The following is a 25,544-nucleotide window of genomic DNA, read 5'->3' as shown; positions in this document are numbered from 1 at the left end:
AAGGGGAGGAACCTGTTCGGTGTGTGGACAGTGCATAGGCCCGATCGCCAGACAAACAAAAAGGGCCAACTCTTTCGAGTTGGCCCTTTCCAAACGTTTGGTGGGCTGGCGTAAGTTGAATTTGCTATTTAACCTTTTGATTTTATTTGTTAAGTGTTGATTTGATTTTTGTTTTGGTTACTAAGGTGGTTACTAAAGTGGTTTGTGCCGAAAATTCTGACTGAGATTTTATAGGGATATTGAGTGATGTGTGAACCATCCCACACATAACGAGATTACGCAGAGCCGGAGAGGGTTATGTATCTTCTTTACCCACATGAGCAGTAAGTTTTCCCAAAGCGTTGATCAAGGTGGCATTTTGCTGTTCAAGGACGCTCATTCTTTTATGCATTTCCGCAAGGTGAGACACCTGCTGGCGGAGCTTGCTTTTGTCACTGTTTAGTTTCTCAAGTTTCTTGCGAAGTGACGTGTTGGAGTTTTCTAATTTGGATATTTCTCTCCTGAATGCTGAATTGTCAATTAATGCCCTGACTGATTGCCCAAGGTTATCCAGCTCTCCATCTGCTTTTATTTTTTTTAAGAGGTCGTAAGTATCATGATCAACGGTTACTGAATGTTCTTTTTGTGCTGAGTTCAGCCGTCGCTCTCTCTGGTCCCAAGCTCTTTTCATTTTTGTTAAGTTACGCTGTCTGATTCCAGGTGCATCTAGGCCTGAAAAGTAGCGCGTAGCTTGCTCCATAATGCTTTCTTTTGAGGGAGATTCCTCTCCTTTACCAGCAATGTTCAAGCCTTCTTCGAGTATCCCTTGCTTTTGAAAATACTGCATGGCCCATACCGACATTCTACGGTTATCAAATTTCATCCACTCTTCGAACTTTCGTACTTCTGAGTTCATTACTATACCTAGCATTGTTTGCGTTACATGTAGGTTTACATGTAACGTATGGAGTGTCAAAAGTTATGGTATTATAAATTTAATAGGTATTATGTTTGAAATGTAACTCTCATGATTAATGTAATTCTCCAGTCATGGAAAGGGCTGAAGCCGCAGGATAAGGTCGTATATTTACATTGGGTTTGGTGTACTAGAGAGCAAAAAGGTTCGTTCCTGTCTATCGCATCTCTGGCTGAAAAGCTAAGGATAAAAGAGTCGACAGTTCGCGGCTCGGTAGCTCGCTTATATGCGTGTGATAAGGTGATTTTTAACGATGAACAGTCATCATATGCAGTCGTTTATCCACCAGCTTTTTACTGTACTCAAGCGCAAACTGAAGAGAAGTTGGCTGCCATACTTCAAATACTAGGTGTCGGAACAGTACTAACCAGTGAGCGTGCAGAAGAGTTGGCAAAGCGACTACTTAGAGCTGCATTGGTTTCTTTGAGCGATGATTTAGGCATCATTGAAAGCGTTACGTTTTCTTATCTTTCCTCTATCACTGGAATGACGATTCAGAGGTTGCGTCGTTATAAAAATGAGTTGTTAGCCGATGGATTTATCTTGAAGTTTGTAACTGGTGGTAATGCTCCTACTCTGTACAAAAAAAGCAGCTCGATCTGCATCATTGACTCGAAGGTGTTTGGTGGTTTTAGGGTTGCGCTTCAAGGGTTTCAAGCCGAAGAGTTGCTAGGCTGCAATCCTAACCAAGCATTGGGTAAAGGAATCTATAGAAAACAGCTTTTCGATGTGAGTGAAATCAATCGCCATAAACTTGCGGGGAGGTTGTATCACTTTTTTGATGAACTGGTTTCTCAACGGATACGAGATGAGCTGACCAAAGAGTACTCTGTTTGCAGAAGAGAAATCATTGCGTCGACAGATCAGGAAAAAGTAAATCATAACATTAAGTCGAGATGGGCTAGAGAAATTGACCTGTTCTCAGATTTTGTTCTAAGGATAATTAATCATCAGGTAGCGGTTAGCGCACCAACGCACCCTCTCGATGTGTATTTTATTAGAGTCGAGAGCTCTTGCTATGTGCTTTCAAACTTTGGAAAAGCGTACTCTGGTGAAATTGAAATGCAAAGTAATGGTCTGGCTATATTTAAGTCTGGTGAGGTTTGCTGGGAACTTTGAAGCAGCAATTTGAACGTTAAGAGTCATACTGCATTTGCTCAGTAACTTCCGAGTGAATTGTGGGATCTCGGGATTACATGCAGCATCGTCCTAAAAAGGTTTGTGACCAAGTAATGGGGAAGCAGAGGTGTCGGTATGATTATTATCTGAGAACAAGGGGAGCGACTATAAGCGTTATACCTACCCTAAGTAGGTGATAGAGATAAGGTAAAAAATAAGATGAGTAGGGATACCTGTGGATGAATAACACAGGAACCAACTCATGAAAGAATCAACTTACCATGGACTAACCATTCAGGGTTCACTGGAAGAAAATAACACGCTCTATCTCGACAGGTTGCTCACTACAATGAACAACGCGCTAGAAGAGTACCCGAGAGTGTATGCCATTCGAATTGATCTCAGGTTGCCAGTCGATGATAGTTTCTTCGATTGTCTTAGTCGTGATGAAATTGTCGGTTATAACCTTAGACGAACAAACTTGATGAAACGCTTTATTGAGTCCCTAAGCGCCAGGATTGGAGCTCAGGCAAGAAAGAAACGCAGAGAGGGAAAAAGGGTACACCCCTGTAACGTCAGGTATGTCTGGGCAAGAGAGCGTGATACATCATATAACGACCATTACCATTTAGTTCTGTTTCTCAATAAAGACCGCTTTTGCAGGGTGGGTGACTACTTAGGGCAAGATAGTTTAGCCGCTTTAGTGACAAAAGCCTGGGCGAGTGCGCTTGGCTGTGAAGATGAAGAATGTCGTCGTCTGGTCCACTTCCCGAGAAATCACGGTTACTACCTGGACTCAAACAGCAAAGATTTTTCTTACTGGTACAGTAAGCTGTTTTACAGGATCAGTTATCTGGCAAAAAAAAGAACCAAAAACTACGGTGAGGGAAATCGCTGTTTTGGTAACAGTTATCGGTAAGTTATCGCTCAGATTTTATAAGCAGGCAAAGAAGAAGGGGGATAAGCCCCTTCTATGCGCTATGTCGTTGTTTTAAATCCCATACGCGCCACTGATGGGCCTGAAGATGCTTCCGGGCATCTTGTTTGAGCTGGTTGAGCATAAACGTGCTGGTGGAGGCCTCTTCGCTGAGGCAGTGGCTACAAAATTGGTGGCAGTTGTTACTTAGCAAGGAATAGGGAGACTGTTGCCCCAGCATCGCTTCTGCATTTTGAGCGACAGACTCATGGCCTACTGCGCGTCCGTTCCGGTCGCAACTGACGTAAATCGATATAGCTGTAGTACCTAATAGAAATTGATTGACGGTAACCTTCTCAATGAGGCCGTTACTGTTGCGATGGATGATGTGTTTATCACCCACATAAATTCCGGAATGCTCAGCTTGTCCGAAGGCTAAGTCACAATACATAACGCAGCCTCTGACTGGTGCTTGTGTTGCATGAAACAGGTTATCGGTCAGGCTCTTTGCCAATTGGCTTAATCCATACACCCCAAGTGCTTTTAGTAAATTCATTGTATACCTGTAATGAAAAGGCCCTGAGACAATCTCAGGGCCAGGTTAAAGGAAGTTGCAGTGGTTTATTGACGCTGGCATTCAAGGTCTTGGAGGTAAATCAGATCATCACTGCCCAGGTTGATGCGATGGCTCCAGTGCTCAAGCGTTTGATTCAGGCGGAAGTAGCTTTCCGCGGATTGGTTTTTATAGATAGTTTTTAGAGACTTAAATAAATCAAATTGACAAATCAGTTCTGTGCCATCAGAAAACTGAGCTGTCAGGCCGTTGTATAAGAAGTGGCTCTGCTCTTTGTCATCAATACTCCATTGATAGATTTCATCAACCTTCGCTGGTTTAACGAACTCAGAGCGCCGGGATTCCAGTGTTGCTAACGCAGTTTCAAAACCGTCGGGATATTTGTCCTGTAGCTCTTGGCGGGCTCTCTTGCTTCGCTCTAACAGGTTTTTAGCCCGGTTCTTGTCGTAGTATCCGGTGGCGGAGTCATACTGTTTTTGATACTTAGCCTGGTTGTTAGCCAGTTTCGCAAGTTTGCTGTGTTCGCTTGTGATTGTCTGAATTTTCTTGTCCAGGCTTTCGTTCATCTCGACACCCAGTTGGTCAAAGAATTTCTGAGAAAGTACGTCAAGCTCACAGCGGTACTCAACAATGTTCCTGCCACGATTGTCTTCAAATGTTTGCCATTCGACATCATTACAGATTTTGCGGTTGTTGAATGCTTGATTGATGGTGAGTGATGGCTCGTATTGGGTCAGTTGACGCTCTCCATTTAAGTAGCTAAAGGGTTGCTCTTGTAGTGAGTCGGAAGCATTGCCATCACATCCCAAAAGCAAAAGTGATGTGGCTAAGACGCCTAATGAGGCGGTGGAAAACGAGTTTATAGACATTGTTAGTTCCTTATCGAGTTATGACTTATGTGATGCTCTTTATCCAGACTGATGCTTATCGATGGCTTGCTTAAGTAAGCTGGTTCAGAGATGAATGAAGGAGGGTGTTGAGGTTTTCGCTGTGTAGGTCGACCCCTTTAGGGTAGGCAAACTGATAGCTCGACAGTGTTACCCGTTCGATTTCTGAGATAAGAAGTGCACTGTCGCTCATGTTCTGAACATGGCGGAAAATAAGCACCGGGTATCCAAGATAGTAGACCAGTCCCAGAGGGATAACTTCAAATGCAGATGAGCGGCCCGTAACGAGGGTGACATCAAGATAGCGCTGCTGAAATACAGCCTGGCATGTAGTTTGAAACACTGTCCCACCTACTGGTTCGACAGCTTTGTTTGATTTAGGGGGAATGTAGCGAACTTTGTGTATCCAGAGTGGCCTCTCAATTGAATCACATTCACAGAATGAGTTGTAAAACTTGATCTGTAACTCACTCAAAATAGATGAGAAGAGCGGACCTGAGTGGTAACAAAATGATGATAGTGACCAGTAAAGCAGGACGATTTCATGTGGTGCTAGTTCTAGTCCCGGTGCTGTTCGTCTTCTGTAACCAAAAGGTTTGTCCCGGTCATCAAGTTCGATGTCAGGGAAAATATGACATATTTCAGCTAAGTTCCTTTGAATTGTGCGTTCGGATCTGAAGATGCCGATGCACTCAATCTGGGCTTTTATTTCTTTAGCGGTAATTTTCGTCCTGTAGGGTATCCGTTTATAAATCTCCATCACCAATTCAATGTGGTTCTGAGAGCGATTGGTTTTGCTCATAATTCATGACTTTTTGTTCTGTATCGCGACAGTATTAAGCAAGGCTGCGCCAACTTATGTCGCAGCCTATGCTCGGTAGTGCATTGCTGCGACATCATGTGTCGCAGGAGCTGGATGGCTGGATGGTAATGTCATCAAAAGCCCCCAAATCAACGTAAGCCAGGAAGTTGGTTTCCCAATGATGGTAGAGCTCTGAGGTGTCCTTAAGGTGCAGATCAAGCCAGCCACTGAAACGTGCAAACGCTGTTTGGTTTGCAAAGTCAAAAAGGAGATCGGGTTCGAGTTCGGCACATGCATAAGCCGAATCGGTGATCTGAGCGACCGTAATACTGTTGCCCTTGATATCAGTCATGATAGATACCGGGTGGAAGCCACCACCTGTTGGTGTGTAACTCGTATCTTTGAAATGGAGGGTTATCACACCGTCTCGCGTTTGATTATTAGCGTGGTGTTCTATCAGGTTAAGTAATTTCTGAGATGGTTTAGTTCGCTCGATTACGCAAGCGAGTGCGTTGGGTGATTGATTCATAGTACGTCTCTTTTTGGGCAAGTAAGGGTTAACGGATCAGGGTTAATTCGACAGAGAATGATGGTGATTTGATGAGTGTTGATGTGATGGCTTTAAGCCAACTGGATAGTAGAGCTTGTACTTCAGGATGACTTAAGTTGCATTGCTTGGTATCAGGGTGATAAAACCAGCTTCCGGCAAAGTTGAAGTAAAGTGATAGCTCTTTTTGTTTGGTATCAGCGCAAACAACATCAAATGTTGCGATAAACCGGAGTTGCCAGGAACGTGCTCCAGAAGAGCGCTCTAATTGGATCTCAATAGGCTGAAAGCGAGCTTGTTCATCTGTTGATCGGATATTTAGCGCAAAGCGCTTGGTTGAGACTGGAACTGAAGTATCAGCCAACAATGCGCTCAGGAAGGTATGCATGGGAGCCACAAGGTCGGTGCGGATGCCTGTAACGGTAAACTGAGTCATAACAACCCCCTCTCAGCAAAAGACACAGCGTTTTTCCCCACCACAATATGGTCCAGTACTCGCACATCAATCAGTGCCAAGGCGTCAGATAACCGTCTGGTGATGCGCTTATCCGCATTAGAAGGTTCTGCGTCACCTGAAGGATGGTTGTGAGCGAAGATGACCGCAGCAGCATTAACTTCCAGGGCGGCTTTTACTACCTCCCTTGGGTAAACAGAAGCTGCATCAATGGTGCCCAGGAACAACACCTTGAACTCAATCAGTTGGTGTTGGTTGTCGAGAAGCATGACTGCAAACACCTCCCGTTGACGATGGCCCAGTTTGTATTTCACATAGTCTTTGGTGGCATCAGGGTTAGAGAACATATCTCCTCTTAGGTAGTTGCGTTCGATTATTTCGGCGGCTTGTTCAAGCACTTGTCGTTCAGTCACGATTTCAACACGACGGTAAAGAGTTGGTTTTTGTCTGCGCATAAAACTCTCGTTTGCTAGTGAGTGGATTCATGCAGATGACATATATCTAAAAAGGGTTTGAGTAAGGGGTCGTTACACCAAACAGTATTTTTCTACGTGCCAGTCAATCCCATGGGAACACACAACATAGGAGGACGTCCCATGAGATTTCTAAAGCTAAAAGAAGTGATGGAAAAGACAGCACTTAGCCGTTCTGCGATCTACAGAAAGATGGGTGAAGGAAGCTTTCCACAAACAGTAAGTTTGGGTGATAGGGCCGTTGCCTGGATTGAAAGTGAGGTGGAAGAATGGATGGAAAAAATTCTACTAATTCGAACCAGTGACTAAGTTCCGGTTGGTGTGTATCAGACAGCTATTAAAAAAACTCTCCACTTGCCCGGGTGCGTGGTTTCGGTGCTCTTGCTAATTTGTTTTTGTTCAAGCACATAAGGAGAAATGAACATGTCAAAAGCAAAATCGACACCAATGACGCCATCAGCGGCTTCTCGTATTCAAAGTGCGCAAGCCAAAGCAAACGGTGGGCAAGTCGTTAAGGGAAGCTTTGCTGCCAGGGCACAAGCGGCTGCTGCGAAAAATGGTAAGTAAAATGGGGGAGGGAGGAGGCATTTGCCTCCTCAGCTAATAATGCAAAGATATAGCAACAACAAGGATATACAGAAACTGGTATGCCGATTGATAAAATGTAATTGGCAATTTCAGCGTCGCAAAAAACACGGTTCTATTTGTTCACCTACAGGCAAGAGGTTTACAGTACCAGGCACTCCAAGTGACAAAAGAGCTTTCCGAAACTTCAGTAAAGATATTCAACGTTCAGCATGACCAATAAAAAAATAACTACACCATATTACTCCGTGCAGTATCTGCTTCGAGAGTTTGCCAAAGGCTTAGGTACAAAACCTCTAGCAGGTAAAAAAATTGATGACGCATGTAAGAGTACAGAAATAAACCCATACCACCTGGAATCGTTAAAACGAGAGTTGATCCATGAACCGCTGACCAAGTATGTGAATATCTACTTTGCGGATCATGTCTTAGCGCAGTTTGAAAGCATAATCGAAGTTTATCTAAATTTGATACAGGTAGTGCCTTTAGATGGCGTGAAAGCTGAACTGTCGCGACAGTTTATTGACCGATATTTTATGACTTTCGCTGTCGCTAAGATTTGTTCTAGTTCTCTAAATGGTATGCGGCTTACTCACAGAGATATTGCTTGGAGTGACAGAACGTTGATGTCTCTTGTTTTAGAAAAACTTGATGGATCAACAGAGTGGCAACAATTTCTTATTAACAGTACTGACTCTCAGAAAGAACGCTTGCGAACGTGGTCTTTGGGGCCAGGAGCGGAATTGCCTGACTTAACAAGCATTGCTTCTCTTGGTGAGCAATGGCAACGAGGGAATAGTTGGGGGACATTCAAGGCGAGGTTAATTACTGCGCGATTTTGGGATTACTTCTTTTATCGCAGTGGATATACCGATATGGCTATGCTCAGGCATAACTCACTTGAGCAATGCCTTGAGCTGTTAACGAAGCAATTGTTCAAGCTGTTACACCAAGGAAAGAGTAAGTATGAATCGACGACGCCGTTAGCATTGGGGTTGTTTGAATTATTACGCTTGAGAGGGCCTAAACCAGCTAACTGTCAGGTACGGTGTTTAGAGTTACTGAATCAACTTAAGCAGCAGCAAGAGAAGCTTGATACTGATAATGAAGCGACATACTACTATCACTGGATGAACGCTCGTTATCTCTTGCATTCGGGAGAGTTATCAGCAGCAGTTGATGAGTATAGGCTGGCATTTGAACAGGTTATCTATAGGCAAGGTGAGAATGCAGAGAAAATAATCGTCGAGGCGATAGTAGCGGCATGCCGCTGTCCCAAACCAAACAAAAGGCTTATTAACCGACTGAGGCGAATGGCTGTGGTGATGAAGATCGATCTGATGCCACCGGAGCATTGTAGTGATGAGTTCAAAGCTAAACCACAGGAGATTGAAGGCTGGGAAATCGCTGCGTTCAGCCAATACTTCAGCGCGTTCTTTACCAGAGAGTCGTTCTTCCCTGATGCGCCTTATCCTGAAGATCTACATGACAATAATGGTGTTTGGATGGTGGATGAAGCTAGCTATCAGCTAGATTCTAAAAAAACAAATAAAGTCTTTTCCGTAGGTATAGAAGGTGGGCTGGTAAAGAAAATGCCCCAATTGGTTTATTTCTCGGTGCAGGATGATATAGATGCCATTTCGACACTTTTAGATGCAGGTGCAGATGTAAACCAACTTTCATCAAGCAATGAATCTGCAATTCTGCTAGCTGTTAGATCTATGCAAGTTAACGTTGTGCCGTTGAACTCGATGAGCGATGAATCATTCAATCTATTGAGTCAGAAACCACATAAGCGAAGTGTATTGGATACCTTGACTGACAAGAAAAAGTTGTCTCCATTAGGATGCGCCGTTCAGACCGGGCGATTAGATGTTGTCAGGAAATTGCTTGAAATGGGGGCTTCAGTGGATAGGAGACATGACATTATTGGTGAGACACCACTGTTCACCGCTATAGGGCTGATAGCACACCACACTCGGCCTCATTTCAATGCAATGCATTGGGATATGATGAAGTATTCTGATATGAACTTGCAATCTGTTCGAGCTCACTCAGCAGGGCTGTTACCTCATGATTTAGAGCATTTAAAGGCAGTAATGGCGGGGCAAGAAAGCAATCCAATTTTCCGAGGTGCGCATGAGGTGATGAAGGAGCTAGAGAGAAACAATATAGCTAAATACACTACTGCTGATGGTTTTCGACAAATAGCAAAGCTCTTAATTGAACAGGGTGCCGATCCTAATGCCAAACATGATACGGCTATGCTTGGGTATACACCATTGATGTTAGCCATTGAGCTGGATGAGGCTGAGCTGGTGGAAGCAATGATAGACTCAAAGCATCACCAGATTAATTTTGGTGATACTTGTATGGATTCACTTACTCGTCAGCGAGTTGACCTTGACCAACTTTTAAGAAATTGGCGTTCAAAGAAAGTATCTCAAATGTGGTTTGAGCGGTTTTCTGCCTAAGGGGGGGGAGCTGAGCTTCTAGGGGGAACCTGGGTAGATTAATTAATTGTTGCCAAGTTCCCATAAGAGGAGGGGTTATCTGAACCCTAGGATATTTAGTGCCTGATCTGACTTTTTGTTCCAAATCGGATACTTATCTGGGTAGTACCAACCATTAAACTCCTTGATTGAGGACTCTCCAAATCCAAATAGATGTAACGGTTCTTTCTGGAGTGCAGTAATTCGTTCAATAATCGGTTTGGACTCATCTGCTAAGTATTTGAGTGAACTTATTATTTTCTTTGGTGTGTTTCGTTTGATGAAATCATCTGCTTTGCCAGTATAGCGTTTATCCACATAACGAGAAGCATGGAATGTGAGAAAGATACCTCTGAGCTCTTCTTCTTTAAGAGGGCCTGATTTTGATAGGAGTTTTTTAAGGTCTTCCGAACGAGCCAGCATTTGTCGGCAGTATTGCTCTCCAGATTGGTCCCACTGGATGAACTCACTGAATAGTGTCTTTGTTAAATGTTCATTTGGACCATTCTGCGTTTGCAATTGTAGCGCATCTTTTTCATTTTTCTTTTCCTCGACGATGAAATGCCAAAAGTGATCGACAACAAATGAAACCGGGACATCTGGGTAGTGGTGAGAGATTTCCTTAGTGCAGAGATTAGACACATACTTGATAGCGTTATGAATACGTTCATAGCCAGCATCTAACTCAGCTGGTGAAGAGACAATATCATTGAACACTGGTTTCTCATATGCGGCAAACTCTTCTTCATATCTATCGAGGACATTAGAAGTCAGTTGGTTAGCACGATCAAAAATTGCTTCGGCTTGTATGTAGGCTTGTTCTGCTTGAGTTCCTGTCAAGAGAACGTTGGTTTCAATGTTATTGTATAGTCCACCGTTGGTCATATTGGATGAGCCAATAGCGACGTTGTATTCACCACCGAATAATGAATCTCTATCCCCCTTCACAAACCCATAGATCTTTGAATGAAGCTCACGGCCTAAGAAGCGGACTTCCACATTCGAAAGCAACATCACTTCACGAAGCGCTCTAGGGCTTGTAGGTGGTCTAAGCGAAACAGTTAGTCGAACGGATTTTCCCGCTAAGCTCATGATTTTTATCTGTTGCTCTTGAGTGAAAAAGGCTGTGACAAAGCAGGCTTCACTGCAGCTTTCTCCATGGCCTGTTAGCTGTTTGGCAAATGTCTGTTCATCTACTAAGCCGTTCGTAATAATCATTCTGGAAACTCATAAGTGTCTAATCTAAAGGGGAATTATGCTATCAAGTATGTGTGCATTTAAATAGGTGTTTGAAAAAAAAGCCAATTATTGCTGTTTCTTAGTGAGTTGGTTATGTGTTTGTATTCAATTTTGTAATGCGATCTATGAGGTTGCCCATTCCCCAATTTTCCCATATTCTCTCACCATCAAACTTATCAACAAAATCGGTTAGAGCTAACACGCTGAAATGAATGATCAAATTTTAACCTTGAAAGAGGTGGCAGCGTATTTAAAGCTTGCTGAAAAAACGGCCTACCGGCTTGCCAGTGAAGGCAAGTTACCTGGCTTTAAAGTGGGTGGCTCTTGGCGCTTCAAACGTGAAGATCTCGAAGCCTGGATAGAGAAGCAAAAAGGTGTGGCTGAATAGCCTATTGGCAACCAAGCCCTCTATCTTTAACCCACCATTGAATTTAACGGTTCCGCACTGGCTGAACGCAATCATTGAGAAAACTATGCAAAAACTGACGCTTAATAAACTGTCCAGCAAGCTATTCAAAGCTTGTGACATCCTGCGGGGAAAAATGGATGCCTCTGAATACAAAGAATACATTTTCGGCATCCTGTTCCTTAAACGCATGTCAGATCAATTCCATAAGGACTATCAAGCGAAAATCAGCGAGCTAAAGGAAGAGGGACATGACGATGAAGAGATCGAACTTCTGCTGGAAGACGAAGAACAGTTTGATTTCTTCGTGCCTGAAAAAGCGCGTTGGGAAAACCTCAAACACTTGAAAACCAGCGTCGGCTCTGGGCTCAACAAAGCACTGGAAGCATTGGAAGAGAGCAATACCAAGAAAGGCTTGGAAGGCGTACTCAAGCACATTAACTTCAACCGTAAGGTGGGTAAAAAGCCTATCCCCGATGAGCGTCTGGTTGAGTTTATTCAGCACTTTGACAGCATCCCTCTCTCTAATGACGATTTCGAATTCCCCGACCTCTTGGGGGCCGCCTACGAATACCTGATCAAATACTTCGCCGACAGTGCAGGTAAAAAAGGCGGTGAGTTCTACACCCCTGCGGAAGTGGTGCGCTTGCTGGTGGAAATTCTTGAACCTGCCGAAGGTATGGAGATTTACGATCCCACCTGTGGCTCTGGTGGTATGCTGATCCAAAGCCGCAACTATGTGCAGGAAACGGGCGGTAACGTTAAGAAAATTCACCTGTTCGGCCAAGAAGACAATGGTGGCACCTGGTCTATCTGTAAGATGAATATGATCTTGCACGGAACGGGTGGCGCAGACATCGAAAATGGTGACACGCTAGCCACACCACTGCATCGAACCAAAGATGGTGAAGTGCGTCCTTTCGATCGCGTAATTGCCAACCCGCCGTTTTCACAAAACTACAAGAAAGCGGATATGCAGCTCAAAGAACGCTTCAACACCTTTATGCCAGAGTCTGGTAAGAAAGCGGACTTGATGTTTGTGCAACACATGGTGGCCTCGCTAAAAGCCAACGGTAAAGCTGCCGTGGTGATGCCTCATGGCGTATTGTTCCGTGGCGCAGAAGAGCGTATTTGCCGCCAAGACTTTATTGAGCGCGGCATTCTTGAAGCCGTGATTGGCCTGCCGCATGGTTTGTTCTACGGTACGAGCATTCCAGCCAGTGTGTTGGTGCTAAACAAAGCTGGACGTGAAAACCGTGATTCAGTGCTGTTTATTAACGCTGACCGTGAATATCGTGAAGGCAAAAACCAAAACAGTCTGCGCCCAGAAGATATTGAGAAAATCACCAGCGTCTATAAAGCCATGCTGGAAGACGAAGAGCACCCAGGCGTCGAAAAATATGCGCGTCTGGTACACAAAGATGAACTGGCGCGTGAAGACTACAACCTCAATATTCGCCGCTATGTCGATAACAGCCCAGCACCTGAACCTCAAAATGTTAAAGCGCACTTAAACGGCGGTATTCCAACCAAAGAAATTGATGCACTGCAAAGTACTTGGAATGATTACCCAGGCTTGAAAGAAAGCCTGTTCGTTCTGCGTTCTAACAACGAGTTCCAAGACTTTTCTGAAGAATTTGAAGCGCTGTCATCGCTTAAACCACATATTGAAAACTTCCCAGCAGTACTGAAAAAACATGCGGATTTTCAAGCCGCGTTGGATGATTGGAAACAAGACTTTGCTGGCTTTGAAACACTGGGGGACAAAAAGCTCGGCGATGAAGGTGTATTTGCACTGCGCCGTGAATCTCTGAATACCATTGAAAAGCACCTAATGCCGATCAAACTGCTGAACCAATACAAGGTGCGTGGCGCATTGGCAGATTGGTTTAAGACGTTGGAAGCAGATTTCAAATCTGTTGCTGCAAGCGGCTGGAATGCTGAGCTTATTCCTGACGAAGTGCTGTTTGCCAACCAGTGCGCCGATGTGGTCGAAGAGCTGGAGACCAAACAGGCGCGTATCAGCGAACTACAAGCCTTTGTGGATGCAGCAGATGAAGAGGACTACGAGCCGACCGATGAAAACCCTGCGTTGCCATCTCAGTATGTCAAACAGCTGAAAGACGGCCTGAAAGAACACAAAGCGACGATCAAATCGAGCTTGGCAGTGCTGAAAGCCCAAATCAAAGATGCCTTTACCCAGTTAAAAAACAGAGCAGAACTTCCAAAAGGCACTAAGCAAGGGGATTTTTCCAAAGGGCTGACAGGCAAAGAAACGAACTTCGCAGTCCATAGCGAGATTCTTGCTTTAGCGGATGAACTTGGCGTTCAGTTAGATAACCTTGAGCTGATCAAAGAGCACGCGCGAAAAGGTGCAGTTGCGGCGGCTGAAGCAACTGTAATTGAAGCCAAGCTGTCAGCACACAAAGCGCTGGAAGATGAATTGAGACTGCTGAAAGCGGAAATAAAGGAAACTGAAAAGCTTCGTGATGAACTGCTTGAAGTTGCGCGTAATGAAATTACTGCCGAAGAGGCAAAAGTGTTGATTCTGGACCGGTTCAAAACCGAATTGGATCGCCAATACCAAAGTTATGTGCGTGCCTTGTTGCTTGACCGTATTGCTGCAATCGAGAATCTACACCGCAAATACCTAGTTACCGCCAAAATCATCATTGCCAAGCGAGAGCAGGAAGCGAGCAAATTAGCTGGCTTTATGAAGGAGCTGGGTTATGAGTGATTCAAAGCTTCCAGCTGGATGGTGTAAAAAAACCTTGGGAGCTTTGGTTAGTTTCCAAAAAGGTAGGAAAACAGACACGTCAAAAAATGCTCTTAATGGTTATGCCCGCTATTTAGGAGCGTCAGGTTTGTCTGGTAAGGATGATGGCTTCGCGGATATGGCTGGAGCGGTCATTGCTGAACCTAGTGATCTGTTGATGCTTTGGGATGGAGAGCGTTCTGGTCTGGTTGGGTACATGCAACAAGGCGTTGTCGCTTCTACTGTGTCACGACTAACACCAACAGAGGAAATCGACTCAACGTATTTATATTACAAGCTGGTTAGTTTATTTGATTGGATTCAAGCTCGTCGAACTGGTACGGGGGTTCCCCATGTCCCTAAAGACCTAGGAAAGATACTAGATATCATATATCCGAAAGATAAGAATGTTCAAAGAAACATCGCGACTATTTTACGTACCATCGACAACCAAATCGAGGCCACTCAAGCCCTTATCGACAAGTACACCGCGATAAAACAAGGCATGATGGCCGATTTGTTTAGCCGAGGTATCGACCCGGAAACCAAAGAACTTCGCCCAACGTTTGAAGAAGCGCCAGAGCTTTATCATAAAACGCCTTTGGGGATGTTACCGAAGGGGTGGAAAGTTATTGAGTTAGAAAACCTGCTGGATGATGTGACCACTCCAATGCGAAGTGGGCCATTCGGTAGTGCTCTGTTGAAAGAAGAATTGGTCAGTGAAGGCATTCCCTTATTAGGTATAGATAATATCTTTGTTGAGCGATTCAAGGCTAGCTATAAGCGCTTTGTTACTGAGCGGAAGTTTAGAGAATTATCTCGTTATGCCGTTCGAGAAAGAGACGTGGTCATTACGATAATGGGAACTGTCGGAAGATCGTGCGTTATTCCCGAATCCATAGGGCTGGCTTTATCGTCTAAGCATTTATGGACAATGACGTTTGATAAGGAGCAAATATTACCTGAACTAGTTTGTTGGCAATTGAACCATTCGCCTTGGGCTGAAAGTTGGTTTAGGCGTGAATCGCAAGGGGGGGTTATGGATGCAATCCAGTCTCAAACGCTCAAGAAACTGAAGCTAGTAGTTCCTCTGCCAGCAGAACAAAATGCGATCTATGAACGTTATGAAAATTTAAATAATCATATTGAAGGTAATCAGACCTCATTGGATAAGCTGAAGCTTCAAAAGGCTGGTCTAATGCAAGACCTTTTAACAGGCATAGTCCCAGTACCCGCATAACAAAAAATTAGAACAATGGCAGCAGGCAAACGCCTCGCTGCCTGCAATAAGGATATAAAACAATGTCAGAGTACCAATTGGTTGAAAAGCCGCTGCTAAACCAGCTTAAAAGCATGGGCTGGGATGTGACGGATTTAGGGCAAGGCGTGCCTTCGGACCCAACCACCAGTTTTCGCAGCTCTTTTCGTGAAGTCATCTTAAAAGACATTTTTAAAACCGCAGTCCAGCGCATCAATACTACTGATGACGGTAAGCTCTGGTTGACGGATAGCCAACTAGATGTCCTGCTCGATGATGTCACCGACTTTGGTACTCACAAATTGTTGGCAGCCAATGAAGAGTTTATTGGCCGTTTGCACAAGTGGCAGATCGACCGCAACGAGTTGGAAAATGAGGATGACCCAGTAGTTCAGCTGATTGATTTTGATAACTGGGAAAACAACACCTTCACCGCCATCAACCAGTTCCGCGTTGATACCCCTGGGCTGGGGAAAGAGCATGTTCGCCCTGACATTGTATTGTTCGTCAACGGCCTGCCGTTGGTGGTGATTGAGTGTAAAGAGCAGTCACAGCATTGTTGCAACCCAATGGCAGCAGGCATTGACCAATTGCGCCGCTATGCAGACTTGCGCGAGCCTGAACACAGTAAACTGCGTGAGGGTGAACCCGCTCTATTCTTTACCAACCAGTTGATGATCAGCACCTACGGTGATGATTGTAAAGTGGGCACTATCACCTCGAATGAAGATTATTACTTCAACTGGAAAACCATCTACCCCGAGACTGAGCCCTATATTGCTCCGGAAATTGGTACCCATCGCAGCCAGGAAAAGCTCGTTCAGGGTATGCTTCACCCACAACGGCTGCTTGATATCACCCGTTGTTTCACCCTGTTTATGGATACCGACAATGGCCCTCGCGTAAAAGTGATTTGCCGTTACCAGCAATTTCGCGCGGTGCAGAAAATCATTGAGCGTATGGAGCAGGGCGAAACGGGCATTCAACGCTCCGGTGTGGTTTGGCACACCCAGGGAAGCGGAAAAAGCCTGACCATGGTGTTCTTGGTGCGTAAGCTTCGTCGCCATCCAGAGCTGAAAAGTTACAAGGTACTGATGGTCAACGACAGGAGTGATCTTGAAGATCAACTGACCAATACCGCAGCGTTAATTGGTGATACGGTCGTTGAGATCAAGAGCACCAAGGATGCAAAAGAGAAGCTGGCAAACGACACCTCGAACACTAACATGGTGATGGTGCATAAGTTCCGCGAGCAAGACAGCAGCTTCCTGCCGGAATCCGTGCGTAAGCTGCTATCTAAGCATCTTGCAGAAGCAAAAGAAGCGGGCGATGTAGAGCGCATTGAAGAGCTGGAAGCTGACTTTGATGCTGAAATCGTCATGCATCGACCTTTCGGCGTGATCAACGCCGGTGAAAAAGTCCTGATCTTGGTGGATGAGGCGCACCGTACCCAGCGAGGCGGCAAAGACCGCCCAAGCCTTTCAGACAATCTGTTTGATGCTTTCCCCAAATCTACCCGAGTGGCATTCACAGGAACGCCGCTTATCGCTGACCATCACACTTATCCAACCTGGAAGCGCTTTGGCGTCAGCCAAGAAAAAGCCTATATCGACAAATATAAGCTTCAGGATGCCGTCGATGATGGTGCAACGTTAAAAATCCTCTACGAAGGTAAAACTGCTGACAGTGCGATTTACGATAAAGCGGGGTTTGATACCAAGTTTGAAGATCTCTTTGCGGACAGAACGGAAGAAGAGCTAAGAGAGATTCGTAAAAAATACGGTGCGGAAGGGGATATTCTTGAAGCAGAAAAGCGCATTGAGGAAATTGCTGAGGACCTAGTAAAACACTACTTACGGCAGATTTTACCAGCAGGCTTCAAAGCCCAGGTGGTGTGCTCTTCTAAGCAAGCAGCTATTCATTACCAAACCTACATTGAAAAGGCACTGGCGAAAGAAATCGAGCAATACAAAAAACAGCCAGAGCAATGCATTGATAACGCCTGGCTTGAACGCCTTGAGTTTTTGAAGACGGCGGTAGTGATTTCAAGTGATGACACTAATGAAGCGGCGTCTTTCACCTATGCCAGAAAGCAGGCCAAAGAAATAAAAGCCGTCGAGAGCTTCAAGAAGAAGTTTGATCACAGCAAGCCAAATACTGGCGTCGCTTTCTTGATCGTCTGCGACATGCTGTTAACGGGCTTCGATGCGCCAATTGAGCAAGTGATGTATCTCGATAAGAAACTGCGAGAGCATAACTTGCTGCAAACCATTGCCCGTGTGAACCGAACTGCGAAGGAGAAAAAACGAGGTTATATCGTCGATTATATCGGACTGGCTCATCACCTGAGAGATGCGTTGTCAATGTACTCGCAGGATGACCAAGACGATATTCTGGAAAGCTTGCAAAGCATTGATAGCGAAGTGCCGGTTTTGGAAAGTCGTTATCGCCGATTGCTTCAGCTGTTTACCGAGCTCAAGGTTCACAACATTGAAGCGTTTGTGGACCAGAAGCTCAATGTCGATGAACACTATCAAGCTCAGCTTCAAGCGATTGCAGTTTTAGAAGACCCTCGCCAGCGTGACAGTTTCAATGTGTTCTTGAAGAAGTTTCTTCAAAGCATGGACATCATTATGCCTAACTCCTTGGCGAACCCTTACAAAACGCCAATGTATCAGTTTGTGCATATTCAAGCGAAAGCACGTCAGCGCTACCAGGATGACAGCATGAGCTTCCAGGGCGTGGGCGCAAAAATTCGCCACCTTGTGAACGAGCATCTGATCAGCCTGGGCATCAACCCTAAAATTAGGCCGATTGACCTGTTCAGTGATGCGTTTATGACGCACATGGGTAAAGAGCCGGATTTACAAGCGCAAGCGAGTGAGATGGAACACGCCATTCGTAAGCACTGCAAAGTCAATGCGGATGATGACCCAGTCTTCCACAAAAAAATGAGTGAGAAGCTGGATGAGATAATCAAAAAGCACTCTGGCAACTGGGAAAAAATGATTCTGGAGCTTAGTGCGTTGCGAGATGAGATCGACGCCGGACGTGGCCCTAACGCTCAAATTTCCGACCCATTCTTTGATTTGATTGTCAGCATTGCATTCCCAGATGGCGAGCTTGTTAAAGAACGGGACAAGGTTAAAGCCTGTGTTGATGCCATTATGGAAGAGCTGGGTGAGAATATTAGTAGCTTGGACTTCTGGGAGCGTGAAGACCTGGTTTCAGAGCTGAGAGGGCGCATAAAAAAACGCTTTATTCTCAGCAAAGTACCGCAACTGAAAGAAGCGCGTGAACAGCTAACTATTGAGGTGGTGGCATTGGCGCGTAGACGGGAGCTGTTGATTCTATCCGATCAGGCCATCAATCAACGAATCGATGAAATTATCGAAAAGCTTCGTGCTATTGATCCTGAGGCGTTGCAAGAACAAATCAGCGAACAACCTGCTCTCTCCATGCTCAAATATGACTTGGATGGTGTTGATTTGTATCTCGCCCATGAACTAGAGCAATATGAGAGCTTCTACGAGCTAGCTCTGATCAAGGTAGCAACTGATATTAACTATGTTGAAGAGGCAGAACTCCATTCATCGTTGCCGTATGAAGTCAGGAAGCAGTTTTTGCTTAATGCTGAAGATGTTCGAGAAGCTCTTGCCGATATAATTCTATCAATTCAATCAGAGCTAACTTTCCCTGATTTGGAACATAAGCCTATAGTTGCCTTAAAAGAGACAGCAAAAGGAAGTTTGTTCATAACTGTTGTCGTGGGGTTAATGACCAATTTAATCTACGATGTCATTAAAACGACTGCTTTGAAGGGGCGTCAACCGATAAAAGATATCGTTTCAAAAGGAAAGCGAGTTAAAAATGAGTTACCTGCGTTGATCGAACGAAATCGTGCAGAGCGCGGGCTTGATGAATCGAACTATGGGGTTTCTTATACCGAAGAAAAGAACTTAGTTGATGACGCACTAAAACAACTGCATGACCGTACTTCATCCAAGCAAGATAAGAATCAGCACCGCTAATGCAATATAAAGATATCAAATACAGCTTGAAACAAAGCAATCGAAAGACCACCAGCATTCTTATCGAACGGGATGGGAGTGTTACTGTGCTTGCTCCAGAAAGCTACGATATTGAGAAAGTAGAGAGCATAGTTGAGGAAAAGCGGAGCTGGATTTACCGCAACTTGGCTGAGTGGGAAGATCTCAATCGTACCAAGGTCGAGCGAGAGTTCGTTAGCGGTGAGGGGTTCCCCTACCTGGGCAGCAATTATCGCTTAAAGTTGGTGGAGGAGCAGAAAGAAGACTTGATCCTGAAAAACGGTTACTTCTTGATGCGCCGTGATAAAGCAGAATATGGCAGCGAGCTATTCAAGCATTTCTATCGCACCAAAGGGTTAGCACGGATCAGTAGGCGAGTAGAGCATTTCGCACCCAAATTAGGTGTCGACTACCGTGCTATTCGCGTGATGGAGCTTCAGCATCACTGGGCTTCATGCTCACTGAAAGGCGACTTGAACTTTCACTGGCGTTGCCTAATGGCACCGCTTGCTGTGCTGGATTATATCGTTGTTCATGAGTTGGCTCATCGTGTGGAGCGAAATCACAACGCTGCCTTTTGGAATTTAGTCGACAAAATTATGCCGGACTACCAAAAACATGTCTCCTGGTTGAAGCATAATGGGGCGGGGATGGCTCTCTAATCGATTTGAGGTACTCAGCCCCATACTTGACACCAAGTGGCAATGAACGGACATTAAGGAGTGATGATGATAAATACTATATATCGGCTGTTGTTGACTTTTAACGCTACATCGTTGCTCGTGATTATATTTTTGGTTCAAAAGGGGTATGTAATAGGGCACTTTTTCCCGAAGTGTCCCTATTTAGTCGGCATGCCGAGTTATGTCTCGTATCTAGCCTACTTATCTGTACCTATTTTGCTGACAGGACTAAGTATCATTTTAAGCGCATTGCTTGGAAAAGATGATTTTCAGCCAGATAAAGTCGCTAGTATCGAGCATGCAAATAATAGCTTTTTACCCAGTTATCTAGGTTATTTTTTTGTGGCGCTCAGTGTCGGTAACTGGGAAACGTTGTGGTTTGTATACGGTGTACTGTTTCTGTTTACATTTCTGTCTCAAGCATTGTATTTTAACCCATTGTTCTTGCTTTTTGGATTTGAGTTCTACAACATTACTACGAAGAACGGTACGTCTATCTTTCTGATAAGTAGGTATAAATACAAAAAGCCAAGAGAAGTCGATGTGCCCATAGCAAATCGAATTAATAATTATACGTTTATTGAGCGAGGTAGTAATGGATCACGTTTTGGCTAAGGTGAAGGGGTTGCGCAAGAAGCCATATCGCAAGCTCATATCCGATAGTAGTTTGTTTGATACAGTTCAGATTGATGTGAATGCTTGTGTGCCTTACGACCCCGACCATAATCTTGATGAGGATGCATGGTTTAAGGTTGAGGGTTTTAGTCAGCGGAGATATTGCCTCGATATTCTCAAGTCTCCCTTCGATTCTAAGGACTATGATGATCTGAAGAAAGAGCAGTTCGGGAAGATTGGTTGTGTTTTTTCGGTGCAAAATGGAGACTTTTACCTTCAAAAAGTCACACCATCACTTTTTATTCGCCGCAAGACGGTCGCATTTGGCGAGGCGGCAAAGATTGAAGAGAATGGAAATCGCCTAGTAATCAACGTTAAACCGGATGCTATCTACCTCAGCCAATCGGATACGCTGGTTTTTACAAACCTTGCGACTATATCAAGTGTCTTCAAAGGCATTGATGTTCTTTATAAAGAAGCGACGGATCAAGAGGTAGAGCAGTTTTTGGAAAAGGATTTTATCGAGTTGTCAGACGACTACGACTTAGAAAGAGTTTCGAAGCCAAACAGGAAACGTATTGCGCTCGCTATGGATACTCTTAATGCAATGGAAGCTGATGAACGCGACCAAATGCTTTCTTATATTCATAGCTACTGTGACCAAAAACTGCGCTTTGATGAAGATAACGGAAGGTTTGAAATCAAAACTGATGATGAGCTGAAATATCTTCTTTATGGTATTGAGCAACGTTTTTACACAACGCCTCTAAGCCATGAGAGGCGTTTGGCGAACTCGGTTCAGTCAATGGATTAAATCACTTTCAATTGCTTAGTACCTGTAACAGAGAGGCTGCCTTTGGCTGCTTCTTCTATATGCCCGCTCCACCAGCACATCATAGGGCGGCGGCGTTCTAGATAGTCAGTGCGGTTGTATGCACTACGAACTTGGTTATCGTCAACGTGCGCTAGAGCCGCTTCAATTAAGTCAGTTTCAAGGCCTCGTTCATTAAGAGTTGTACTAGCCAATGAACGTAAACCATGGCTAACAAGCCTTCCGGCAAACCCCATACGCTTAAGGGCCATGTTTGCCGTTTGGCTATTGCATGGCTTTTTCGGGTTACGGTCAGAAGGGAATATGAATTCACGATGCCCGCTAATTGGTTTCATCACTTCCAATAGCGCCAGCATTTGCTCTGTTAGTGGAATGCGGTGTTCTCTTCTTTTTTTCATTCTCTCGGCGGGGATGGTCCAAACTTTTTCTTCCCAGTTAATTTCATCCCACCTTGCGCCAGAGGCTTCAGCGGGGCGCGTCATTGTGTGTAATTGCCACTCGATCAAACAACGGGTGGTGCGTTTGATGTTGGCTATTGCGATGGCCCTCATCAGTTCGGGTAACTCTGCTGGTTTTAGCGCTGCCATGTTTTCTTTTTTTGGCTTCTTGAACGCAGCTTTGATGCCAGTTAATGGATTGGCTTGAATCAGACCGCAGTTGGTGGCGAAGTTCATCACTTCATTGAGTCGTTGAGAGAGTCGTTTGACTGTCTCTAAACTGCCTTTAGCTTCTATAGGTTTTAAAAGCTCAATGACTGATGGAGCGGTAATATCTTTAACCGGTGTATCGGCTAGGTGAGGGAAGACATGTAGTTCAAGAGAACGCCAGATATCGGTAGCGTAGTTTGGAGTCACCGAGTCTTTCTTAATCTCAAACCATTCTGTTGTTACGTTTACAAAGGTATGCTCGTGAACTTCTTTATACTCTTGCTTTTTTTTCTTATGATCTTCTTGAGGGTCTATACCTTGTGCGATCAGCTCTTTTGCCAATAAAGAGCTTTTTCTTGCTTGTGCAAGGTTAACATCTGGATAGCGACCTAAGTTGTAATTAGCTCGTTTGCCATTTGTTGGGCGGTAGTAGTTGAGTTGCCATTGCTTAGAACCACTAGGAAGCACACGCAGCTGTAACCCTTGTCCGTCAGAGAGGCGATATTCCTTTTCTTTTGGCTTTGCGTTTTTAACTTCTGTAGCTGTTAACGGTTTAGTGATTCTAGGCATCGTAGTAACCATAATTTAGTATCCATAATCTATGGTTACTACACTGGTTACTAAAAGTCAAAGATGTGGTGGGATGCTATGGGATGTTAACAGACGCTAAGTTGTTGATATTTCGTTATCGTAGGCATAAAAAAAGACGTCCTGGGACGTCTTAATTCATTGAATTGGTGGAGCTGGCGGGAGTTGAACCCGCGTCCGAAAACCGTTCATCATTGGTACTACATGCTTAGTCGATCTTTAATTTCGCCACCCACCTGCGAACCGACACGCGAATGAATGACTAGCCTGAATTAGTATTCGCCGTTCATCTCTCAGGCGGGAGAATCCGGGCTAGCGCGTTTGGTTTTGATCTCTCGTTATTCCCCGTCTTACGTGCGGAAGCTAGGGCGAGAGAGCTCTGAGCAGGTTATTAAGCTGCTAGTGCGTAGTTTTCGTCGTTTGCGACTATTTTTTTGCGGTTGTTTAACGAGGCCTACCGCACCTCGGCATGCACCTCAGACTTCAGAATTCCCGTCGAATCCTAAATCAGCCCCAAGTAGTTGAATGCATAATACCAGAAATCAGAGTCCTGTACAGGCATTCAGGTTTAAGTGGTCAACTTTAGCGCAGCGAACCTTTCATTACGCGGGCTTTCTGACGTTGCCAGTCTTTGTCTTTCAGGTCAGTACGCTTGTCGTGCAGCTTCTTACCTTTGGCTACGCCGATTTTGAGTTTCACCCATGAGCGTGACCAGTACATAGAAAGGGCAACCAGCGTCATGCCTTCGCGGTTAACGCGACCGAACAGGTTGTCGATCTCGCGGCGTGACATCAGCAGCTTACGAACGCGTGTCGGGTTAGCGACCACGTGCGTACAGGCCTGCGAAAGAGGGGTAATGCTGATCCCGCTGACAAAAGCTTCACCGTTACGAATGTAAACGTAACTTTCGGTGATGTTGGCTTTGCCCTGACGAAGGGATTTCACTTCCCAGCCCTGCAGTTCCAGGCCGGCCTCGATTTCGTCTTCAATGAAGTATTCGTGGCGGGCTTTCTTGTTTAGCGCAATAGTGTTGCTTGTCGCTTTGGTTTTTGATTTTTTCTTTGCCATAATGGCGGCATTATACGGATTGCACCGAATTTGGGAAATCCTTTTGTGTCTGTCTCACCACCTTTTTGTGGCGTGAGGCAAGTTGTTGTAAAGAGGGAGCACTATGCCTCAGGTGACCCGTTCTGCGCTGGTTCCGTTCAGTGCTGAGCAGATGTTTGACCTGGTCAATGATGTGGCCAGCTATCCGAATTTTTTGCCCGGTTGTTCCGGCTCGCGCATTCATGAGTCGAGTGAATCTCAGATGGTGGCGTCTGTCGATGTCTCCAAAGCCGGGATCAGTAAGACCTTTACCACTTCCAATCAGCTGGAAGAGGGACGCCGCATTCTGATGAACCTGGTCGATGGCCCGTTCAAGCAGCTTAAAGGTGGCTGGGAGTTCATTCCGCTGGATGAGGCGGCGTGTAAGGTCGAGCTGAAGCTGGAGTTTGAATTTACCAGCAAGCTGGTTGAGATGGCGTTTGGCAAAGTGTTTAACGAGCTGACCAGCAATATGGTTAATGCGTTTACCCAACGCGCTAAACAGGTGTATGTATGAGTAGTGTACCGAACATGATCCACGTTGAGGTGGTGTACGCGCTGCCAAACGAGCAGCAGGTGTTCACCCTGGCGGTGGAAGCCGATTCAACGGTGCAGGAGATCATTGAGCAGTCCGGTGTGCTGGCCCGTTACCCGGAGATTGATCTGGCGAAGAACAAGGTTGGGGTGTTCAGCCGCAACGTGAAGCTGGATGCAACCGTGCGTGATAAAGACCGGATTGAGATATACCGCCCGCTGCTGGCAGACCCGAAAGAGATCCGCCGTAAGCGCGCCGAGCAGGCCAAAGCGGCAGGCAGTGCAGACCCGGTAACCGGTGGTAAGGTGAATCCGCTGCGTAAGCAGGAAGACTAATCCGTATTCTGCGGCTTTGGTATTCAGATACAAAAAGAGCTCCCAATGGGAGCTCTTTTTTTGAATGGGGCAGGGTTAGTTGATCCCTTCGAAGAAGTTATCACCCATGTTGTAGTCGCCTTCGACTTTTACCAGTCGCTCGCTGTCGTTGAACTTAACGAACAGGTTCTTCTGAACTGAGTCTTTGTGGCCTTCGGTATGGTGGTAGATGTAATACCAGGTGTTCGGGTAGCCGTTTTCAACCAGCATAGGTGAACCGAGCACATAGCGTACCTGCTCCTTGCTCATACCAAATTTGAGCTGGTCTACTGCGTTTTGCTCAATGTAGTTACCCTGGTTGATGTCGATGCGGTACACCAGTTTTTCCAGTACTGAACAGCCGGTCAGCATGGTGAGGGCAAGGGGAACGGCAATTATCCACTTCTTAAATTGCATATTGGTACGTCTTACTCTGTGTTCATTGTGTTCGGCGAATGATGATAATCACTTCTGCATGAGAAGTAAAAGTTCTATCTGCCGTAATCGGACATTTTGCATTATTGAGATCAAATGCGCCATGTTCGCTTCAGCTTCAGGCAAAATCCGTGGCGATACGCTCCGGTTTTTGCCCTGACCGATAATCAGACCACAGTTATACCGATTAGTTGCAACAGGAAAAAGAGAAACAGCGTGGGCAAAAGCTCACGCTGTGAGAGGGGTAACAGTTTGGAAC

The 25,544-nt window shown here is 45.2% G+C and carries 25 protein-coding genes and 1 other RNA gene; 14 read left to right on the top strand and 12 right to left on the bottom strand.

Annotated features, from left to right (window positions below):
- Window positions 1-295: 295 nt before the first annotated feature.
- Window positions 296-895, bottom strand: coding sequence for a hypothetical protein (locus ACVB80_RS03025; protein ID WP_481079776.1), 600 nt, complete (start codon window positions 893-895; stop codon window positions 296-298).
- 111 nt (window positions 896-1,006) lie between these two features.
- Here ACVB80_RS03025 and ACVB80_RS03020 point away from each other — a divergent pair, with 111 nt between their 5' ends.
- On the top strand, window positions 1,007-2,074 hold the full coding sequence (locus tag ACVB80_RS03020) for a hypothetical protein (RefSeq protein ID WP_481079775.1): 1,068 nt from the start codon (window positions 1,007-1,009) through the stop codon (window positions 2,072-2,074).
- A gap of 262 nt (window positions 2,075-2,336) precedes the next feature.
- Complete coding sequence (locus ACVB80_RS03015; protein WP_481079774.1) at window positions 2,337-2,993, top strand: inovirus Gp2 family protein; 657 nt, start codon at window positions 2,337-2,339, stop codon at window positions 2,991-2,993.
- Between the two features lie 52 nt (window positions 2,994-3,045).
- Here the strand turns inward: ACVB80_RS03015 and ACVB80_RS03010 are convergent, their stop codons facing one another.
- From ACVB80_RS03010 to radC, 6 genes are all read right to left on the bottom strand, one after another.
- Window positions 3,046-3,546, bottom strand: a complete 501-nt coding sequence (locus ACVB80_RS03010) for a lecithin retinol acyltransferase family protein (RefSeq protein WP_481079773.1) — start codon at window positions 3,544-3,546, stop codon at window positions 3,046-3,048.
- Window positions 3,547-3,611: 65 nt separating this feature from the next.
- Entirely contained in the window at window positions 3,612-4,433 is an 822-nt protein-coding gene (locus ACVB80_RS03005; RefSeq protein WP_481079772.1) for a hypothetical protein, read from the bottom strand.
- A 70-nt stretch (window positions 4,434-4,503) separates the two neighbouring features.
- Window positions 4,504-5,253: a helix-turn-helix transcriptional regulator gene (locus ACVB80_RS03000; protein ID WP_481079771.1), complete on the bottom strand. Its 750-nt coding sequence runs from the start codon at window positions 5,251-5,253 to the stop codon at window positions 4,504-4,506.
- 94 nt (window positions 5,254-5,347) lie between these two features.
- Complete coding sequence (locus tag ACVB80_RS02995; RefSeq protein ID WP_481079770.1) at window positions 5,348-5,782, bottom strand: DUF2787 family protein; 435 nt, start codon at window positions 5,780-5,782, stop codon at window positions 5,348-5,350.
- A 28-nt stretch (window positions 5,783-5,810) separates the two neighbouring features.
- Window positions 5,811-6,236, bottom strand: coding sequence for a DUF2787 family protein (locus ACVB80_RS02990; protein ID WP_481079769.1), 426 nt, complete (start codon window positions 6,234-6,236; stop codon window positions 5,811-5,813).
- Window positions 6,233-6,709 (bottom strand): RadC family protein, encoded by a 477-nt coding sequence (gene radC, locus ACVB80_RS02985; protein WP_481079768.1) that lies wholly within the window; start codon window positions 6,707-6,709, stop codon window positions 6,233-6,235. Before radC ends, ACVB80_RS02990 begins: the two co-directional genes overlap by 4 nt.
- Window positions 6,710-6,820: 111 nt before the next feature.
- On the opposite strand from radC, the gene ACVB80_RS02980 reads away from it, so the two are divergent.
- From ACVB80_RS02980 to ACVB80_RS02970, 3 genes are all read left to right on the top strand, one after another.
- The gene (locus ACVB80_RS02980) at window positions 6,821-7,036 is read left to right on the top strand and encodes an AlpA family transcriptional regulator (RefSeq protein WP_481079767.1); all 216 of its coding nucleotides are present in this window, start codon (window positions 6,821-6,823) and stop codon (window positions 7,034-7,036) included.
- 114 nt (window positions 7,037-7,150) lie between these two features.
- Window positions 7,151-7,294, top strand: a complete 144-nt coding sequence (locus ACVB80_RS02975) for a hypothetical protein (RefSeq protein ID WP_481079766.1) — start codon at window positions 7,151-7,153, stop codon at window positions 7,292-7,294.
- Window positions 7,295-7,524: 230 nt separating this feature from the next.
- The gene (locus ACVB80_RS02970) at window positions 7,525-9,786 is read left to right on the top strand and encodes an ankyrin repeat domain-containing protein (protein ID WP_481079765.1); all 2,262 of its coding nucleotides are present in this window, start codon (window positions 7,525-7,527) and stop codon (window positions 9,784-9,786) included.
- A 75-nt stretch (window positions 9,787-9,861) separates the two neighbouring features.
- Here ACVB80_RS02970 and ACVB80_RS02965 read toward each other — a convergent pair whose 3' ends face one another.
- Entirely contained in the window at window positions 9,862-11,022 is a 1,161-nt protein-coding gene (locus tag ACVB80_RS02965) for a phospholipase D family protein (RefSeq protein WP_481079764.1), read from the bottom strand.
- 229 nt (window positions 11,023-11,251) lie between these two features.
- Between ACVB80_RS02965 and mads1 the strand changes: the two genes are divergently transcribed.
- The 7 genes from mads1 to ACVB80_RS02930 all read left to right on the top strand — a co-directional run bounded on the left by mads1 (window position 11,252) and on the right by ACVB80_RS02930 (window position 21,623).
- Window positions 11,252-11,431, top strand: coding sequence for a methylation-associated defense system helix-turn-helix domain-containing protein MAD1 (gene mads1, locus ACVB80_RS02960; RefSeq protein WP_007464736.1), 180 nt, complete (start codon window positions 11,252-11,254; stop codon window positions 11,429-11,431).
- Window positions 11,432-11,516: 85 nt separating this feature from the next.
- Complete coding sequence (locus ACVB80_RS02955) at window positions 11,517-14,186, top strand: type I restriction-modification system subunit M (RefSeq protein WP_481079763.1); 2,670 nt, start codon at window positions 11,517-11,519, stop codon at window positions 14,184-14,186.
- A complete protein-coding gene (locus tag ACVB80_RS02950; RefSeq protein WP_481079762.1) occupies window positions 14,179-15,444 on the top strand; it encodes a restriction endonuclease subunit S in 1,266 nt (421 codons plus the stop codon). Before ACVB80_RS02955 ends, ACVB80_RS02950 begins: the two co-directional genes overlap by 8 nt.
- A gap of 62 nt (window positions 15,445-15,506) precedes the next feature.
- Window positions 15,507-19,493 (top strand): type I restriction endonuclease subunit R, encoded by a 3,987-nt coding sequence (locus ACVB80_RS02945; RefSeq protein WP_481079761.1) that lies wholly within the window; start codon window positions 15,507-15,509, stop codon window positions 19,491-19,493.
- Entirely contained in the window at window positions 19,493-20,173 is a 681-nt protein-coding gene (locus ACVB80_RS02940; protein WP_481079760.1) for a M48 family metallopeptidase, read from the top strand. The genes ACVB80_RS02945 and ACVB80_RS02940 overlap by 1 nt, the downstream gene beginning before the upstream one ends.
- Window positions 20,174-20,239: 66 nt before the next feature.
- Window positions 20,240-20,809: a hypothetical protein gene (locus ACVB80_RS02935; RefSeq protein WP_481079759.1), complete on the top strand. Its 570-nt coding sequence runs from the start codon at window positions 20,240-20,242 to the stop codon at window positions 20,807-20,809.
- Window positions 20,790-21,623, top strand: coding sequence for an ATP F0F1 synthase synthase (locus ACVB80_RS02930; RefSeq protein ID WP_481079758.1), 834 nt, complete (start codon window positions 20,790-20,792; stop codon window positions 21,621-21,623). The genes ACVB80_RS02935 and ACVB80_RS02930 overlap by 20 nt, the downstream gene beginning before the upstream one ends.
- Here the strand turns inward: ACVB80_RS02930 and ACVB80_RS02925 are convergent.
- The 3 genes from ACVB80_RS02925 to smpB form a co-directional block, all read right to left on the bottom strand.
- Entirely contained in the window at window positions 21,620-22,858 is a 1,239-nt protein-coding gene (locus ACVB80_RS02925) for an integrase domain-containing protein (RefSeq protein WP_481079912.1), read from the bottom strand. The two genes, ACVB80_RS02930 and ACVB80_RS02925, sit on opposite strands and share 4 nt — an antisense overlap.
- Before the next feature lie 165 nt (window positions 22,859-23,023).
- Window positions 23,024-23,391, bottom strand: a transfer-messenger RNA (tmRNA) gene (ssrA, locus tag ACVB80_RS02920).
- A 67-nt stretch (window positions 23,392-23,458) separates the two neighbouring features.
- Entirely contained in the window at window positions 23,459-23,944 is a 486-nt protein-coding gene (gene smpB / locus ACVB80_RS02915) for an SsrA-binding protein SmpB (RefSeq protein WP_481079757.1), read from the bottom strand.
- A 103-nt stretch (window positions 23,945-24,047) separates the two neighbouring features.
- Here smpB and ACVB80_RS02910 point away from each other — a divergent pair, with 103 nt between their 5' ends.
- Complete coding sequence (locus tag ACVB80_RS02910; RefSeq protein WP_481079756.1) at window positions 24,048-24,479, top strand: SRPBCC family protein; 432 nt, start codon at window positions 24,048-24,050, stop codon at window positions 24,477-24,479.
- Window positions 24,476-24,832, top strand: coding sequence for an RnfH family protein (locus tag ACVB80_RS02905; protein WP_481079755.1), 357 nt, complete (start codon window positions 24,476-24,478; stop codon window positions 24,830-24,832). Before ACVB80_RS02910 ends, ACVB80_RS02905 begins: the two co-directional genes overlap by 4 nt.
- 75 nt (window positions 24,833-24,907) lie before the next feature.
- Here the strand turns inward: ACVB80_RS02905 and bamE are convergent, their stop codons facing one another.
- Complete coding sequence (gene bamE / locus ACVB80_RS02900) at window positions 24,908-25,267, bottom strand: outer membrane protein assembly factor BamE (protein WP_481079754.1); 360 nt, start codon at window positions 25,265-25,267, stop codon at window positions 24,908-24,910.
- Window positions 25,268-25,544: the final 277 nt, after the last annotated feature.

This window comes from Vibrio sp. 9-16B-A1 (assembly GCF_056726165.1).
This window is presented reverse-complemented; position numbering and strand designations above follow the sequence as displayed.